The 14609-nt window shown below is 38.6% G+C and carries 9 protein-coding genes and 2 pseudogenes; 3 read left to right on the forward strand and 8 right to left on the reverse strand.

Annotated features, from left to right (window positions below; translation table 11 throughout):
• Positions 1 to 417: 417 nt before the first annotated feature.
• Complete coding sequence (nifJ, locus tag ACTTKP_RS01020) at positions 418 to 3957, reverse strand: pyruvate:ferredoxin (flavodoxin) oxidoreductase (RefSeq protein WP_442552046.1); 3540 nt, start codon at positions 3955 to 3957, stop codon at positions 418 to 420.
• A gap of 315 nt (positions 3958 to 4272) precedes the next feature.
• Between nifJ and ACTTKP_RS01025 the strand changes: the two genes are divergently transcribed.
• Positions 4273 to 4800, forward strand: a complete 528-nt coding sequence (locus ACTTKP_RS01025; protein WP_442552047.1) for a hypothetical protein — start codon at positions 4273 to 4275, stop codon at positions 4798 to 4800.
• Positions 4801 to 4811: 11 nt separating this feature from the next.
• Positions 4812 to 5282, forward strand: coding sequence for a COG2426 family protein (locus ACTTKP_RS01030; RefSeq protein ID WP_442552048.1), 471 nt, complete (start codon positions 4812 to 4814; stop codon positions 5280 to 5282).
• 75 nt (positions 5283 to 5357) lie between these two features.
• On the opposite strand, the gene ACTTKP_RS01035 is transcribed toward ACTTKP_RS01030, so the two are convergent.
• Positions 5358 to 7355: a 2-isopropylmalate synthase gene (locus tag ACTTKP_RS01035; protein ID WP_442552049.1), complete on the reverse strand. Its 1998-nt coding sequence runs from the start codon at positions 7353 to 7355 to the stop codon at positions 5358 to 5360.
• Positions 7356 to 7564: 209 nt separating this feature from the next.
• On the opposite strand from ACTTKP_RS01035, the gene nudC reads away from it, so the two are divergent.
• Positions 7565 to 8491 carry an NAD(+) diphosphatase gene (gene nudC, locus ACTTKP_RS01040; protein ID WP_442552050.1) on the forward strand — a complete coding sequence of 309 codons (927 nt, stop codon included), beginning with the start codon at positions 7565 to 7567 and terminating at the stop codon, positions 8489 to 8491.
• A 109-nt stretch (positions 8492 to 8600) separates the two neighbouring features.
• Here nudC and ACTTKP_RS01045 read toward each other — a convergent pair.
• From ACTTKP_RS01045 to gap, 6 genes and pseudogenes are all read right to left on the reverse strand, one after another.
• A pseudogene (locus tag ACTTKP_RS01045) lies at positions 8601 to 8861 on the reverse strand (carbohydrate ABC transporter permease); the annotation flags it as partial.
• Between the two features lie 76 nt (positions 8862 to 8937).
• The gene (locus ACTTKP_RS01050) at positions 8938 to 9843 is read right to left on the reverse strand and encodes a carbohydrate ABC transporter permease (RefSeq protein WP_442552051.1); all 906 of its coding nucleotides are present in this window, start codon (positions 9841 to 9843) and stop codon (positions 8938 to 8940) included.
• Between the two features lie 91 nt (positions 9844 to 9934).
• A pseudogene (locus ACTTKP_RS01055) lies at positions 9935 to 10774 on the reverse strand (ABC transporter substrate-binding protein); the annotation flags it as partial.
• A gap of 541 nt (positions 10775 to 11315) precedes the next feature.
• Positions 11316 to 12065 (reverse strand): triose-phosphate isomerase, encoded by a 750-nt coding sequence (gene tpiA, locus ACTTKP_RS01060; protein ID WP_442552093.1) that lies wholly within the window; start codon positions 12063 to 12065, stop codon positions 11316 to 11318.
• Positions 12066 to 12238: 173 nt separating this feature from the next.
• Complete coding sequence (locus tag ACTTKP_RS01065; protein ID WP_442552052.1) at positions 12239 to 13450, reverse strand: phosphoglycerate kinase; 1212 nt, start codon at positions 13448 to 13450, stop codon at positions 12239 to 12241.
• A gap of 85 nt (positions 13451 to 13535) precedes the next feature.
• Positions 13536 to 14561 (reverse strand): type I glyceraldehyde-3-phosphate dehydrogenase, encoded by a 1026-nt coding sequence (gene gap, locus ACTTKP_RS01070; RefSeq protein ID WP_442552053.1) that lies wholly within the window; start codon positions 14559 to 14561, stop codon positions 13536 to 13538.
• Between the last annotated feature and the right edge of the window lie 48 nt (positions 14562 to 14609).

The raw sequence follows: 14609 nt of genomic DNA on the forward strand, positions 1-14609 counted from the left end.
TGTGAAAGTGCTTTTTTCTTACTAACATTTTTTCATATGTCAGTTGACACTATCATTTTTTAATAATAATTACTATAAAATTTTACTTTTAAAAGCAATTATAGTCAAGTATTGACAAAGGGTATTTTTGCTCTTATGTGACACCTGTCCACTTTTACTTAGGACTACTATATTTTTTTGCAAACTATTCTTTTTATATTTACTTGCAGTTCTTTGCTATTTTGCTATAATATTCCTGTTGTCATCTCCTACACTGACATAATAATAACAACTAGCCTGCCACGCTTTGCATGGGAAAAGCCTAGAAGTTGCAGCTTCTAGGCTTTTTTGTGTTTATCTATGTGGTTTTACAATTTTAATTTTACACTATCCAGGCTGTATCTGTCAAGTAAATGCAGGCTAAACAACCACCTCATTTTACTCCTCAACATTCCACATAGTTCTTCTCTTAAATGTCTCACGCCTGAACTTAGCTTCTGCCTCGGAACGTTTGAATAATTCCTCTGCCTTCTCAGGGTTGCTTCTAAGAAGTCTATTATAACGAACTTCAGTTTCAATAAACTCTCTATAAGTAAGAGTAGGCTCTTTTGAATCCATAGTGAATGGGTTCTTTCCTTCTTCTGCAAGGAGTGGGTTGTAACGGAAAAGACTCCAGTAACCGGACTGAACTGCCTTCTTCTCCTGAGTCATAGAAACTCTCATACCACCCTTAATACCATGTGCGATACAAGGTGCATAACCTATTATGAGTGATGGACCAGGATAAGCCTCAGCCTCAGCTATAGCCTTAACACACTGGTTGTAATCAGCACCCATAGCTACCATAGCTACATAAATGTAACCATAGCCCATAGCTATCTCAGCAAGATTCTTCTTTCTTACTTCCTTACCGCCTGCAGCAAACTGCGCTACAGCACCTGTTGGAGTAGACTTAGAAGCCTGTCCACCTGTATTTGAGTAAACCTCTGTATCAAATACAAATACATTTACATCTCTGTTAGAGGCAAGTACATGGTCAAGACCGCCATAACCGATATCGTAAGCCCAACCGTCTCCACCGAAGATCCACTGGCTCTTCTTTCCTGCAAAGTCAGCATTAGCAAGGATATAATCTTTCTCTTCAGCTTCAACACCACAAGCTGAAAGTGCCTGAACCATTCTTCTTGCTGCCTCTGTATTCTCGCCTGAGCTCTTTCTTGTATCAAGATACTTCTGAATAACTTCCTTGGTATCAGCATCTACCTTTTCAATAAGCTTCTCAGCATTGTCAATAACTCTCATTCTAAGAGCTTCCGTTCCAAGTGCCATACCATAACCATACTCAGCATTATCCTCGAAGAGTGAGTTAGCCCAAGCAGGACCTCTGCCCCTCTTGTCAACTGTATATGGGTTGGCAGGTGAAGAACCGCCCCAGATTGAAGAACAACCTGTTGCATTTGCAATATACATTCTATCACCAAACATCTGAGTAATAAGCTTAGCATAAGGAGTCTCACCACAGCCTGCACAAGCACCTGAGAACTCAAGGTAAGGCTGTCTGAACTGACTTCCCTTTGGTGTAACTGCATTGAACTTAGCAAGTACATCCTCATGAAGTTCAAGCGTTCTTCCATAATCAAAGCTCTTCTGCTCTACAAGCTGTGTATCAAGAGCTGAAAGTGAAAGAGTCTTATTTCCCTTAACCTCAGGGCAGACATTCACGCAAGAACCGCAACCTGTACAATCAAGTACGGATACAGTAACTGCAAACTTCTTGCCCGGCATACCCTTCATATCTACCATTTTCATAGAATCAGGAGCCTTAGCTGCCTCTTCCTCGTCCATAACGGCAGGACGAATTGCTGCATGAGGACATACATAAGAACAGAGGTTACACTGTAAACAGGTATCCTTATTCCAAGTAGGAACTTCTACTGCTATTCCTCTCTTTTCAAATGCTGCCGAACCTGATGGTGTAGTACCATCTGCATATTCCACAAAGGCTGATACAGGAAGTGTATTACCTGCCTGTGCATTTATCTTATTCTGAATTGTATTTACATAGTGTACAACATTTTCAAGACCTTCTCCTGCCTTAGCTGAGATATCCTCTGCTTCTGCATTCTTCCAGTCCTCAGGTATCTGAATTTCTACAATACCGGATACACCTGCATCTATCGCATTGTAGTTCATCTGTACAACATCGTCACCCTTCTTCTGATAAGAAGCCTTAGCTGCTGCCTTCATATACTCCACAGCATCTTCGATAGGGATGATATTTGCAAGCTTGAAGAAAGCTGCCTGAAGCACTGTATTAATACGCCCACCAAGACCGATTTCCTTACCAATCTTGATACCGTCTATTGTGTAAAGCTTGATGTTATGCTCAGCGATATACTTCTTAGCCTGACCAGGAAGACGCTCTGAAAGCTCATTTACATCCCAAGGACAGTTAAGAAGGAAGGTACCGCCGTCTTTGATATCCTGTACCATATCATACTTGCGTACATAGGATGGATTATGACAGGCAACAAAATCTGCTTTATTTATAAGGTAAGTAGAGTTAATCTTTTTATCACCGAAACGAAGGTGAGATATAGTAACACCACCTGATTTCTTTGAATCATAATCAAAATAAGCCTGTGCATATTTATCTGTATGGTCACCGATAATCTTAACAGAGTTCTTATTTGCACCAACAGTACCGTCTGCACCAAGTCCCCAGAACTTACAAGAGGTAGTTCCGGCAGGAGCTGTGGAAGGATTTTCTGTAATATCGAGAGAAAGATGGGTTACATCATCCTTGATACCAATGGTAAATCTTGGCTTCTCTGTATTCTTATAAGCTGCAATAATCTGAGCTGGAGTTGTATCCTTAGAGCCAAGACCATAACGGCCTGTAGTAACAAGACAGTTCTCAAACTTAGTTCCACGGAGTGAAGCTACTACATCAAGGTAGAGAGGCTCACCGAGAGAACCAGGCTCTTTTGTACGGTCAAGTACGATGATATTCTTAACAGTCTCAGGAAGAGCTGCAATAAGGTGTTTAGCTGAGAACGGTCTGTAAAGACGAACCTTAACAACACCAACCTTGTGTCCGTTAGCATTCATATAGTCGATGGTTTCATCAATTGTCTCACAAACTGAACCCATAGCTATAATTACTCTGTCTGCATCCTCAGCACCGTAGTAATTAAATAATTTATAATTAGTACCAATTTTAACATTAACCTTATCCATATAGTTCTGAACAACCTCAGGCACAACATCATAAAAACGGTTAGAAGCCTCTCTTGCCTGGAAGAAGATATCAGGGTTCTGAGCTGTACCACGCTGTAATGGACGGTTAGGGTTAAGTGATTTATTTCTGAATGCAGCAACTGCTTCCATATTGCACATGTCTTTTAAATCATCATAGTCCCAGGCTTCGATTTTCTGAATTTCGTGTGAAGTTCTGAAACCGTCAAAGAAATGAAGGAAAGGCACACGGCTCTCAATTGTACTAAGATGTGCTACTGCACCGAGATCCATAACCTCCTGTACACTGTTTGCACAAAGCATAGCAAAGCCTGACTGACGACAGGCGTAAACATCTGAATGATCTCCAAATATAGAAAGTGCGTGGCTTGCAAGTGCACGGGCTGATACATGGAATACTGTAGGAAGTAATTCTCCTGCAATCTTATACATATTAGGGAGCATAAGTAAAAGTCCCTGAGAAGCTGTATAGGTAGTGGTTAACGCACCGGCCTGTAATGAGCCATGTACTGCTCCGGCTGCACCACCCTCAGACTGCATCTCAGACATAATAACCTCATGCCCGAAAATGTTCTTTCTTCCCTGTGTAGCCCACTGATCTGTGTAATCAGCCATAGGGGAAGAAGGTGTAATAGGATAGATAGCTGCAACATCTGTAAACGCATAGGATACGTGAGCGGCAGCGGTATTTCCATCCATAGTTTTCATTGATCTAGCCATAGATAGCCTCCTTAAATTTTGAATAATATTGATACTGATAACCCTAACACTTAGGAGTTAAAACATTTGTTACAAACTTTATAACATTCTCTTTAATTTTACTATTTAAGTTTAATTCTGTAAAGGTTATTAATGTATTTTTATTGTGCAATTTGCGTTAATTGATGTAATTTCTCAATAATTTTCAGATAATTTTGATAACAACTATCATTATCGCATTTTTCTTATCTCTTGTCCCACTTTTCCATTGTATTTTTAGCATGAGGTTGTTATAATGATAATATAAATACTTTAAAATTTGAAAGCGAGGTTCTTATGTCTGAAAAAAATATGTCACTACTTTCACAAGATGAAATTGATGCTTTAATCACATTTTTAATGGATAAAAAAGACAGCGATTCAATAAGCGGCGATATTCTTAGTCAAAGCAGCATAAATAAACTAATTGAGCTTGTAAAAGCCATTCCTTCTCTGAATAAAAATGTTTTACTTAATACTGCTGCCATCAAGGCTGATGCCTCTTCTTTTTTTGCTAATAAAAACAATGGTAAAGGATACGAGCTTAGCTTCAAACTCGACGATAAAGAACAATTAATCATCTGCGCCTGCAATGTAGAAACCGAAGATATAATCACCATTACACCACTGATGATTTCGTCTTCTGAAATGCCAAATCTTCCTGATACTTGGGGAGTTTGCATGTCACCTAATACTTTTCACTGCATAGCCAAAATTCTCGATCTTCATTATTCAGATGAAACATTTAAGGCTGTGTCTGCTCTCTTTGCTAAGAAAATGTATGGAAGTGCAGATGTATCTATCCCTGCTTTCTACCTCCCATAAAGTGAGGTTTCATGCTGATTAAATATTTACAGGTATTTTTTATTTCAATGCTTCCTCTTATAGAGCTTCGTGGTGCCATTCCTCTTGCCACTGCCATAGGGTTAAGTCCGCTTACGGCTTACGGCATATCTATAATCGGAAATATGCTGCCGATTCCCTTTATCTTCCTTTTTGCGGGCAAGATACTTCACTGGGGAAAGGACAAACCTTACATCGGAAAGATATTTTCCTTCTTCCTCGAAAAAGGCTACAGGGCAGGCAGAAAATTAGAAAATAAGGCAGGTTTCGGTCTATATCTTGCACTTACTCTCTTTGTCGGTATTCCTCTTCCGGGTACCGGAGCATGGACAGGAAGCCTTGCTGCCTGTCTGTTAGGTATTAATATAAAAAAAGGCACTGTCGCTGTACTGGCAGGGGTTTTACTGGCAGGATTTATAATGATAACCATAAGCCTTGGGGCTTTGGCAATGTTCAATTACTAGAAAATCTTTAAATATTCATTTAACAAAAAAGGAACTGTATACCAACATTTTTGTTAGTACTACAGTTCCTTTTTCTTATTTATTTCTATTAGCTTCACTCCTAAACTGTGACGGGGTTTTTCCAAATTCCCTCTTAAAAATTCTGATAAAATGTTCTACATTAGGATAACCCACAATCTCAGAAATTATTTCTACCTTTAAATTGCCACTGACTAAAAGCGACTTTGCCTTTTTAAGCCTTATCATCCTTACATTATCTCCAAAAGATAAGCCCGACTTAGCTTTAATATATTTTGAAAGATAAGGCTTAGAAAGATAAGTCTTTTCAGCAAGTTTCTCCAAAGTGATGTCCCTATAATTCTCTTGAATTATATTCAATATATTATTCAGCCTTTCTTCTTTTTCTTCTACAAAACAAAGTTTCTCAAGCTGATTAAGTGCAGACACAAGTGCATCTATGGATGCCTTAATAATATCCTCATCAAAACCTACACCCCAATATTTTTTATTTTCATATACAACTCCCACAAAGGTCACTGCCTTAGAAGTTGAACCCTTGGTTAAGGCATGTTCTTCATATTCGGATATATCATAATCTATGTCAAAATACTGTCTGAGAGCATTTGCAACAGCATCCAATCGTCCGTTACCATTGGATTTAACTATTCGTTCTTTGCTATTATGCGTAATGCATACTGTTGCAAGAAAACCACCACTTTGTACAAACTCGGCATCTCTTATGGAAAAAACTTCTTTGTTGTTCACATATTTATCCAAGAAAATATCATAAATCCTATCTGCAGTAAGTTCTGTATGCTCATGGTCAGAAACAGATTTGACTGTATAGCCAAGTTCTTCCTGCATATTCTTCGGTATTTCAATTCCATAATTTGTTCGCAGTATATAACTTACTCCACCCTTTCCGGACTGACTGTTTATACGGATTACATCTCCATCATAACTTCTGCCTACATCCTTGGGGTCAATCGGAAGATATGGTACCACCCACTTATCCTCTTTATGTTCTCCCCTGTAAACAAATCCTTTTGATATTGCATCCTGATGAGAGCCTGAAAATGCCGTAAATACTAATTCTCCCGCATAAGGCTGCCTAAGAGATACTTCCATTCGAGTAAGTCTCTCGTATACCTCTTTTATCTCAGGCAGTTTAGAAAAATTAAGCTTTGGATCTACTCCATGCGAATACATATTCATAGCAAGTGTGACTACATCCACATTTCCTGTCCGCTCTCCATTACCAAAAAGTGTTCCCTCTATTCTGTCTGCTCCTGCCAAAAGCCCCAACTCCGCAATTGCAACTCCCGTCCCCCTGTCATTATGAGGATGGAGGCTGAGAATAACCCCATTCCTATGCTTCATATTTTTATGTATATATTCTACCTGAGTAGCAAATACATGCGGAAGTGAGAGTTCTACTGTAGCAGGAAGATTTATAATAGCCCTATTTTCCTTAGTCGGTTTCCACTCATCTATCACTGCGTTTATGACTTCAAGGGCATACTCCACCTCTGTCCCTGTAAAACTCTCAGGAGAATATTCAAACAAAAAATTTCCCTCTGTTTCTGATGCAAGCTTTTTTAACAATCTTGCTCCATTTATCGCAATCTCCTTAACCTCTTCTTTATTTTTTGCAAACACCTGTTCTCTTTGTGCCACAGATGTAGAATTATATACATGGATAACTGCATGCGGTGCTCCTTTTACCGCTTCAAAAGTCTTCTTTATAATATGTTCCCTTGCCTGAGTAAGCACCTGAATTGTCACATCTTTAGGAATAAGATTATTTTCAATTAAAGCCCTAATAAAATTATACTCTGTTTCTGAGGCAGCCGGAAAACCCACTTCTATCTCCTTAAAGCCTATTTCTACAAGCATTTTAAAAAACTCCAGCTTTTCTTCCAAGCTCATAGGCTCTATCAGTGCCTGGTTACCATCCCTCAAATCCACAGAACACCAATATGGCGGCTTATCTATATATTCTTTTTGTACCCAGTCATAGCTAGGCTTCTTTGGCATAAAATAATTTCTCTGATACCTATTATAATTTTCCATATTTTTCTCCAAAGTCCATTAAATTTTATCCTGTATTCTTGATGAATTTTAATATAACACATTTTTTATTTTTTACATAGGTAATATTTTAACTGTTTAATTGATATTTTTTAATCAGTAGTATGAAAAACAATAATTTCCCCTAAAAGACTTTTATATTATTTTAATAAGTGTTACAATCTTCATATCAATTATTAAAGAGGAAAAGTATGATACAGGATTTATTAAATAATGATTATAATAACAGCTACAACCCAAATGCTAAAGCAAACGATGAAAGTCTAATACTATATTTTAAGAACAATGACTTACTCTGTCATGCTGAGGGAAATATTGAAAGCCTTGAAAATGCGATACCCGGCAAGGCTAATAGTGAAGAAATTATATGGACTCTGCCTACTTTTTCAGAGCTGAATGATAAGAACACTTCAATCTCGGATAAACTAATCTATCTTTTTAAAATGAAACTTGACGGAGTGGAAAAAGAACTCTATCTTTTAAATGATGATAATTTCTCTCCAGAGACCAAGAACTTATGCTATCTTCCTGCACTTAAATATCGCTCTATTAAGCCGCTTGACACTTCGTTTGCAGTTATAACAGCTTGGCAGCTCTACTCTTGGTATAAAGCTAATCGCTACTGTGGCAGATGCGGTCATCATACTACCTTAGACAGTAAGGAGCGTATGGTAAGATGTCCTAAATGTAACAACCTGATTTATCCTAAAATCTGCCCCGGAGTCATAGTAGGTATTATAAGTAAGGGTAGGATTTTACTTACCAAATATGCGAATAAAGGCTATAACCGCTATGCCCTTGTTGCAGGTTTTACTGAAATAGGTGAAACTCTTGAAGAAAGTGCCGCTAGAGAGGCTTTTGAAGAAGTCGGGCTTAAACTTAAAAACATCTCCTTTTATAAAAGCCAGCCTTGGTCTGCCTCTTCTTCTTTACTTGCAGGCTTCTTTGCAGAGGTAGACGGAGATGATAAGATACAGCTTGACAAAGATGAATTGAAGGAAGGAACCTGGTTCTACCCTGAAGATATAATCCAAATGCATGAAGGTGTAAGCCTTACAGAAGAAATGATTAATTATTTTGCAGATAAAAAACTGGATGCAAAATGGTATGTTTCTTAACAAAAATTCTCTGTTTTATATATTTTCCCCAAAATTTGATACCAATCTAAGAAGGGCATATCTCCATCAAGATGATATGCCCTTTTTAATACCATTTATCTAATTGTGTTTAACCCTTAATGGCTCCCCCTGTAACACCTGCAATAATCTTATTTGAAAGGAAGATATAAAGTACAAATGTAGGTAAGAAGACTATCATAACCGCCGCAAACATGCCTGCATAATCTCCCGTATACCTCATTGAATTAATCATAGAATAAAGTCCTACAGCTACCGAACGCACCTGGTCTGAATTCGCAAATATCAAAGATAGGAAGTACTCATTCCATATATTGATAAAGTTAAATATCGTAACTGTGATTATACCCGGCAAGAGTCTCAATTCTTTTTTCAGACGAAAAGGTTCTCTGAAATCTTTTTCTTTTTTTGCCATCTTCTCGTCCTCCTTAAAATTCTATATTGTCATCTTTTAGCAGTATATTAGAAACCCAGAACACCAACACAACCGCAATACTGAGAACTACACCTACGCCTGCACCAAGCCCTGCGTTTCTCTCTGTCACAGCATTTCCCGCACCGAAAATCTGTAAATACATATACACCATAGGTGTTATAGTTCCCGTATCCGCCGTAACTGTTGAAAAAAGCTGTGACCATACGAAAAATCCTACACTGGTTACACTCCACATAGTAATATTGGTTTTAAAGATTCCTTTTAAAAGTGGAAGTGTTATAAATCTGAACTGCTTAATTTTATCTGCCCCATCCAATGTAGCAGCCTCATAATAATCTTTGCTTATACGCTCAATTCCACTTGTAAATATGAGCATATGATAGCCCACCATTCCAAAACAATATGCTATAAGGAGAGCCGTAAACTTATGGTCTGCATCTAACCAAAGTATTTTAGACAGTTTTTCAAGACCTAACGAAGCAAAAAAGTTTTTAATCAAGCCAAACTTCGGACTGTATATATATTGAAGCCACATTGTCGCAAGTGCCACAGCACTTACTACATTAGGCATGTATATCACTGCCCTAAAAAATGCCTTTCCCCTTATTCCGCTAGTTATAATAGCAGCAAAGAGCAGGGCTAATGCCATTACCACTATTCCCCCAAAAAGCCATATTCTAAAAAGATTCCAAGCTGATATCATAAAAAGCTTTGTAGAAAATAATTTAATATAATTATCCAAACCTACAAAGGTCCAGCTTGACATCTTGTCAGTTACACCCTCAATATTAAAAAAACTCATTAAGATAGTTCTCAATATAGGATATAAAAATATAACGCAAAACATCAGGACTGCCGGAGTGATAAATGTAATTATCATTGCTTTATTTTTTTTCAATCCCATCACCTCCAAATAAAGTATATATAAAGTTTATGGTGGTAACGCCCTCTGCGATACCACCATAACTAATCACTTCAAAGTACTATTTTTACTTTCCTGCCGCCTTAAGTGCTCCTACAAAATCATCAGCTGAAATTGTACCTGCACAGAGCTTTTGGAAATTCTCTTTGATAATAGGTGTCATATTTTCATTTGCTTCTGCTCCTGCAGCCCATACATAACGGGTTTTGAGGCTGTCCATAACAGGCTTAACATCTTTTAAGAGATCAGGCCATTCTGTATTAGAAGAATCGGCCGGAATACCAATTGATTCTTTTGAAAGCTTAGCATCAAACTCACCCTTTGTAATATATGTAATAAGTTTGAAAGCATTATCTGCCTGCTTGGAATCCTTATTAATAGCAAGTACCTGTGCTCCATAGTTAGCAGCCTCAGGACCATCTACACCACCCTTAAGGCTTGGGTATCCAAAGCATCCCCATTCAAATGTAGCTATATCACGAACTTCATTTGGAAGCCAAGAACCGTTTAAGTACATAGCTGCTGTACCGCCTGCAAGCTCTGTATTCTGTCCTGCCGGCCAAGCATTTCCACCTATCTGTGCTGAGAAAAGACCATCTTTTGCAAGTGCTTCATAGTCTTTTGCTGCCTGCATAACAGCAGGGTCATCCCATTTGCCGTTCTTAACTATATCTGTTGCCTTTTCTGCTCCAACTAAGTGGCTTAAATGATAACCAAACATAGATACTATATAAGCATCATCACTTGTTATTGCATCAAATCCTGCTGCTTTAACCTTTTTAGCAACATCTACAAACTCATCCCAAGTCGTTGGAACCGCAGTTATACCTGCCTGTTTAAATATATCCTTATTATAGAAGAATGCAAAAAGGTTTGGCTGATAAGGAATGCTCATAAGTTTTCCTCCACAAGCTGATAGCGAAGTTACAACCATTGCTCCTGCCAGCAATAAGCCTAATACTTTTTTCTTCATATCTTTTCTCCTCTTTTGTTCAAAAATTATTCCTATAATTTTTAAAAATTACATTAATATCATATGCAAATCTCACTAAATTTTCAGGAGGATTTTATATTTTATATGTGTTTTGTTCAAATTTTGGGAATTTTTCTTTTTTTCTTATTTTTATTACGACAATACAGAACTTATGTGCTATAATATTACCGTTGCCTCTCCCGCTAGGCATAGAAGGGAGGTGAGCTCGTGGATAACTTAATATCTTTTGTATTCTCTGTTATGGCAAGTATAGCAGCAAACTATATCTGCAAATGGCTGGACAGAGAAAAGAAAAAAGGCGGCCAGCCTAAAAAGGATTAAACCACCTTTCTAAAAAACGGAATAGAACACCCCGGAGAGGACACTCCGGGGTGTTCGCTTTTTGAACTCATGGAACACTTAATAATCTTTTACATCTTTCATTATAGTCTATTAAAACTAAAATGTCAAATTCTTACTTATAGTTTACAATCTTGCCAAAATCAGCCTTGAGGCTTGCTCCACCTACTAAAGCACCGTCAATGTTTGGCTTTGTAAAGAGCTCTGCTGCATTGCCTGCATTTACAGAACCGCCGTATTGGATACGAACCTTCTCAGCAGTATCATCATCATACATTTCTCTTACGCAATCACGAACTGCCTTACAGATTTCCTCAGCCTGCTCACTTGTAGCTGTCTTACCTGTACCGATAGCCCAGATAGGCTCATAAGCTATTACAAGTTTAGCTACATCTGCTGCTGCAACATCCTTTAAGTCAGACTTAATCTGAAGTCTGATAAAATCAACTGCTATGCCCATTTCTCTCTGCTCTAAAGTCTCGCCGCAGCAAAGAATAGGAGTAATTCCTGCCTCTATAGCCTTCTTTACCTTCTTGTTAAGAAGCACATCATCTTCTTTGAAATAATCTCTTCTCTCACTGTGACCGATGATTACATACTCTACACCTGCGTCTTTAAGCATAGCTGCTGAAATCTCACCTGTGTAAGCACCGCTCTCCTCGAAGTACATATTTTCCGCACCAACCTTAACATTGCTTCCCTTAACAGCCTCTACCACAGGAACTATATCAATAGCAGGTACGCAGTAAACTACATCTACTTCATCATTTTTAACTAAATCTTTTAATTCATTTACTAATGCAACTGCCTCGCTAGGAGTCTTGTTCATCTTCCAGTTGCCTGCAATTATTTTTCTTCTCATTATATTAACCTTTCAAATTCCTACCAACCTTATTAACTATCGCAACACATAAATACGGCACTCTTTTAATTCCATTAGTATCTAATTTACACCATATTACTATCACACTAAGTCGCAAGACCGGTAGAATAATAATTTTATAAAACCGTTTCTAAATTGGTAATCCCAAATTATTCTTATTTATCATTAGCTGCTGCTACACCCGGAAGTTCCTTGCCCTCAAGGAATTCAAGGGAAGCACCGCCACCTGTAGAAATGTGGCTCATCTTGTCACCAAATCCCATCTGGTTTACAGCTGCTGCTGAATCTCCACCACCGATAATGGTAGTTGCATCTGTCTCTGCAAGAGCCTTAGCTACCGCAAGTGTACCTGCTGCAAGTGTAGGATTCTCGAATACACCCATAGGTCCGTTCCAAACTACTGTCTTTGCAGACTTAACTTCATTTGCAAAAATTTCAGCACTCTTTGGTCCAATATCGCAGCCTTCTCTATCAGCAGGCATATTATCTGCATCGTAAGTTTCTACTTCTACAGGGGCATCTATTGGATTAGGGAAATCCTTAATTGTAACAGAATCAACCGGAAGAAGAAGTTTCTTACCAAGTTTCTCTGCCTTTTCAAGCATTTCTTTACAATAATCAACCTTTTCATTGTCAACAAGTGAAAGTCCGATTTCCTTACCCTGAGCCTTAAGGAAGGTATAAGCCATACCACCGCCGATGATGAGAGTATCGCATTTCTCAAGAAGGTTGTTGATTACATTGAGCTTATCTGCTACCTTAGCACCACCGAGTATTGCTACAAAAGGACGCTTAGGATTCTCAACCGCATTACCGAGGAACTCGATTTCCTTATTCATAAGATAACCAACTACGCAGGTATCGATATGCTCTGTTACACCTACATTTGAGCAATGAGCTCTGTGAGCTGTACCGAAAGCATCATTTACAAATACATCGGCAAGTGAAGCAAGTTCTTTAGAGAACTCTTCGCCATTCTTTGTCTCTTCTTTTCTATATCTTGTGTTCTGAAGAAGTACAACTTCTCCGTCTTTCATAGCCTCTACAGCTGCCTTAGCATTAGCTCCTACCACTTCATCATCAGCCGCAAATTTTACAGGCTGACCAAGAAGTTCAGCAAGTCTAACTGCTACAGGAGCAAGTGAAAGCTCAGGCTTTGGCTCTCCCTTTGGCTTACCAAGATGTGAGCAAAGTATAATCTTACCGCCATCTGCTATAAGCTTCTTGATTGTAGGAAGAGCAGCCACAAGGCGGTTCTCATCTGTAATTTTACCTTCTTTAAGAGGTACATTGAAATCGCAGCGTACCAGCACTCTTTTACCTTTAACATTAATATCATCAACGCTTTTTTTATTTAATCCTGCCATTGGTTTATTCTCCTTATTTTCCATTATGTGAAAAAAGCCACCGAGAGCCCTTGCCCTCGGCGGCTTAACCGCATTTATTATATCATTATTTTACAAATTTCTCGAAGTACTTAATTGTTCTAACCATCTGAGATGTGTATGAATTCTCATTATCATACCAAGAAACAACCTGTACAAGGTAAAGTCCGTCACCTGTCTTAGATACCATAGTCTGAGTAGCATCAAAGAGTGAGCCGTATGTCATACCAACGATATCAGAAGAAACGATCTGATCCTCATTGTAACCAAATGTCTCAGGATCTGAAGCCTTCTTCATAGCTGCATTTACATCATCCTTTGTGATTTCCTTATCACTCTTAACTACTGCGTAAAGAAGAGTTGTTGAACCTGTAGGTACAGGAACTCTCTGTGCAGAACCGATGAGCTTGCCGTTAAGCTCAGGAATAACAAGACCGATAGCCTTAGCTGCACCTGTGCTGTTAGGAACGATGTTAGCTGCTGCTGCTCTTGCTCTTCTTAAATCTCCCTTTGGATGAGGGCCGTCAAGTGTCATCTGATCGCCTGTGTAAGCGTGAATGGTTGACATGATACCGCTCTGGATAGGAGCAAAGTCATTAAGTGCCTTAGCCATAGGTGCAAGGCAGTTTGTTGTACAAGAAGCTGCAGAAATGATGTCATCCTCTGCTTTAAGATTCTCGTGGTTAACATTATATACGATAGTAGGAAGATCGTTACCGGCAGGAGCGGAGATAACAACTTTCTTAGCACCGGCATTGATATGAGCCTGTGATTTTTCTTTGCTTGTATAGAAACCTGTACACTCAAGTACAACATCTACTCCAAGCTCTTTCCAAGGAAGGTTGTTTGCATCCTTCTCCTTGTAGATTTTGATTGTCTTGCCATCAACGGTAATGCTGTCCTCACCTGCTGTAACCTTATCTGCAAGTGCATATTTACCCTGTGATGAATCATATTTAAGAAGGTGAGCGAGCATCTTAGGATCTGTAAGATCATTGATAGCTACGATTTCTGAACCTTCATGTCCGAACATCTGTCTGAATGCAAGACGACCGATACGACCAAAACCATTAATTGCAACTTTAACTGCCATTTTAGTATCCTCCTAAATATATGTGTTGATATTGTTTATCCCAAATTA

This window comes from Catonella sp. (assembly GCF_052169795.1).
Classification (GTDB): Bacteria; Bacillota; Clostridia; order Lachnospirales; family Lachnospiraceae; genus Catonella.

Coding starts and splice junctions, on each gene's coding strand:
- nudC (WP_442552050.1), top strand. CDS start 7,565: ATGATACAGGATTTATTAAATAATGATTATAATAACAGCTACAACCCA.
- ACTTKP_RS01030 (WP_442552048.1), top strand. CDS start 4,812: ATGCTGATTAAATATTTACAGGTATTTTTTATTTCAATGCTTCCTCTT.
- gap (WP_442552053.1), bottom strand. CDS start 14,561: ATGGCAGTTAAAGTTGCAATTAATGGTTTTGGTCGTATCGGTCGTCTT.
- ACTTKP_RS01025 (WP_442552047.1), top strand. CDS start 4,273: ATGTCTGAAAAAAATATGTCACTACTTTCACAAGATGAAATTGATGCT.
- ACTTKP_RS01035 (WP_442552049.1), bottom strand. CDS start 7,355: ATGGAAAATTATAATAGGTATCAGAGAAATTATTTTATGCCAAAGAAG.
- ACTTKP_RS01065 (WP_442552052.1), bottom strand. CDS start 13,450: ATGGCAGGATTAAATAAAAAAAGCGTTGATGATATTAATGTTAAAGGT.
- nifJ (WP_442552046.1), bottom strand. CDS start 3,957: ATGGCTAGATCAATGAAAACTATGGATGGAAATACCGCTGCCGCTCAC.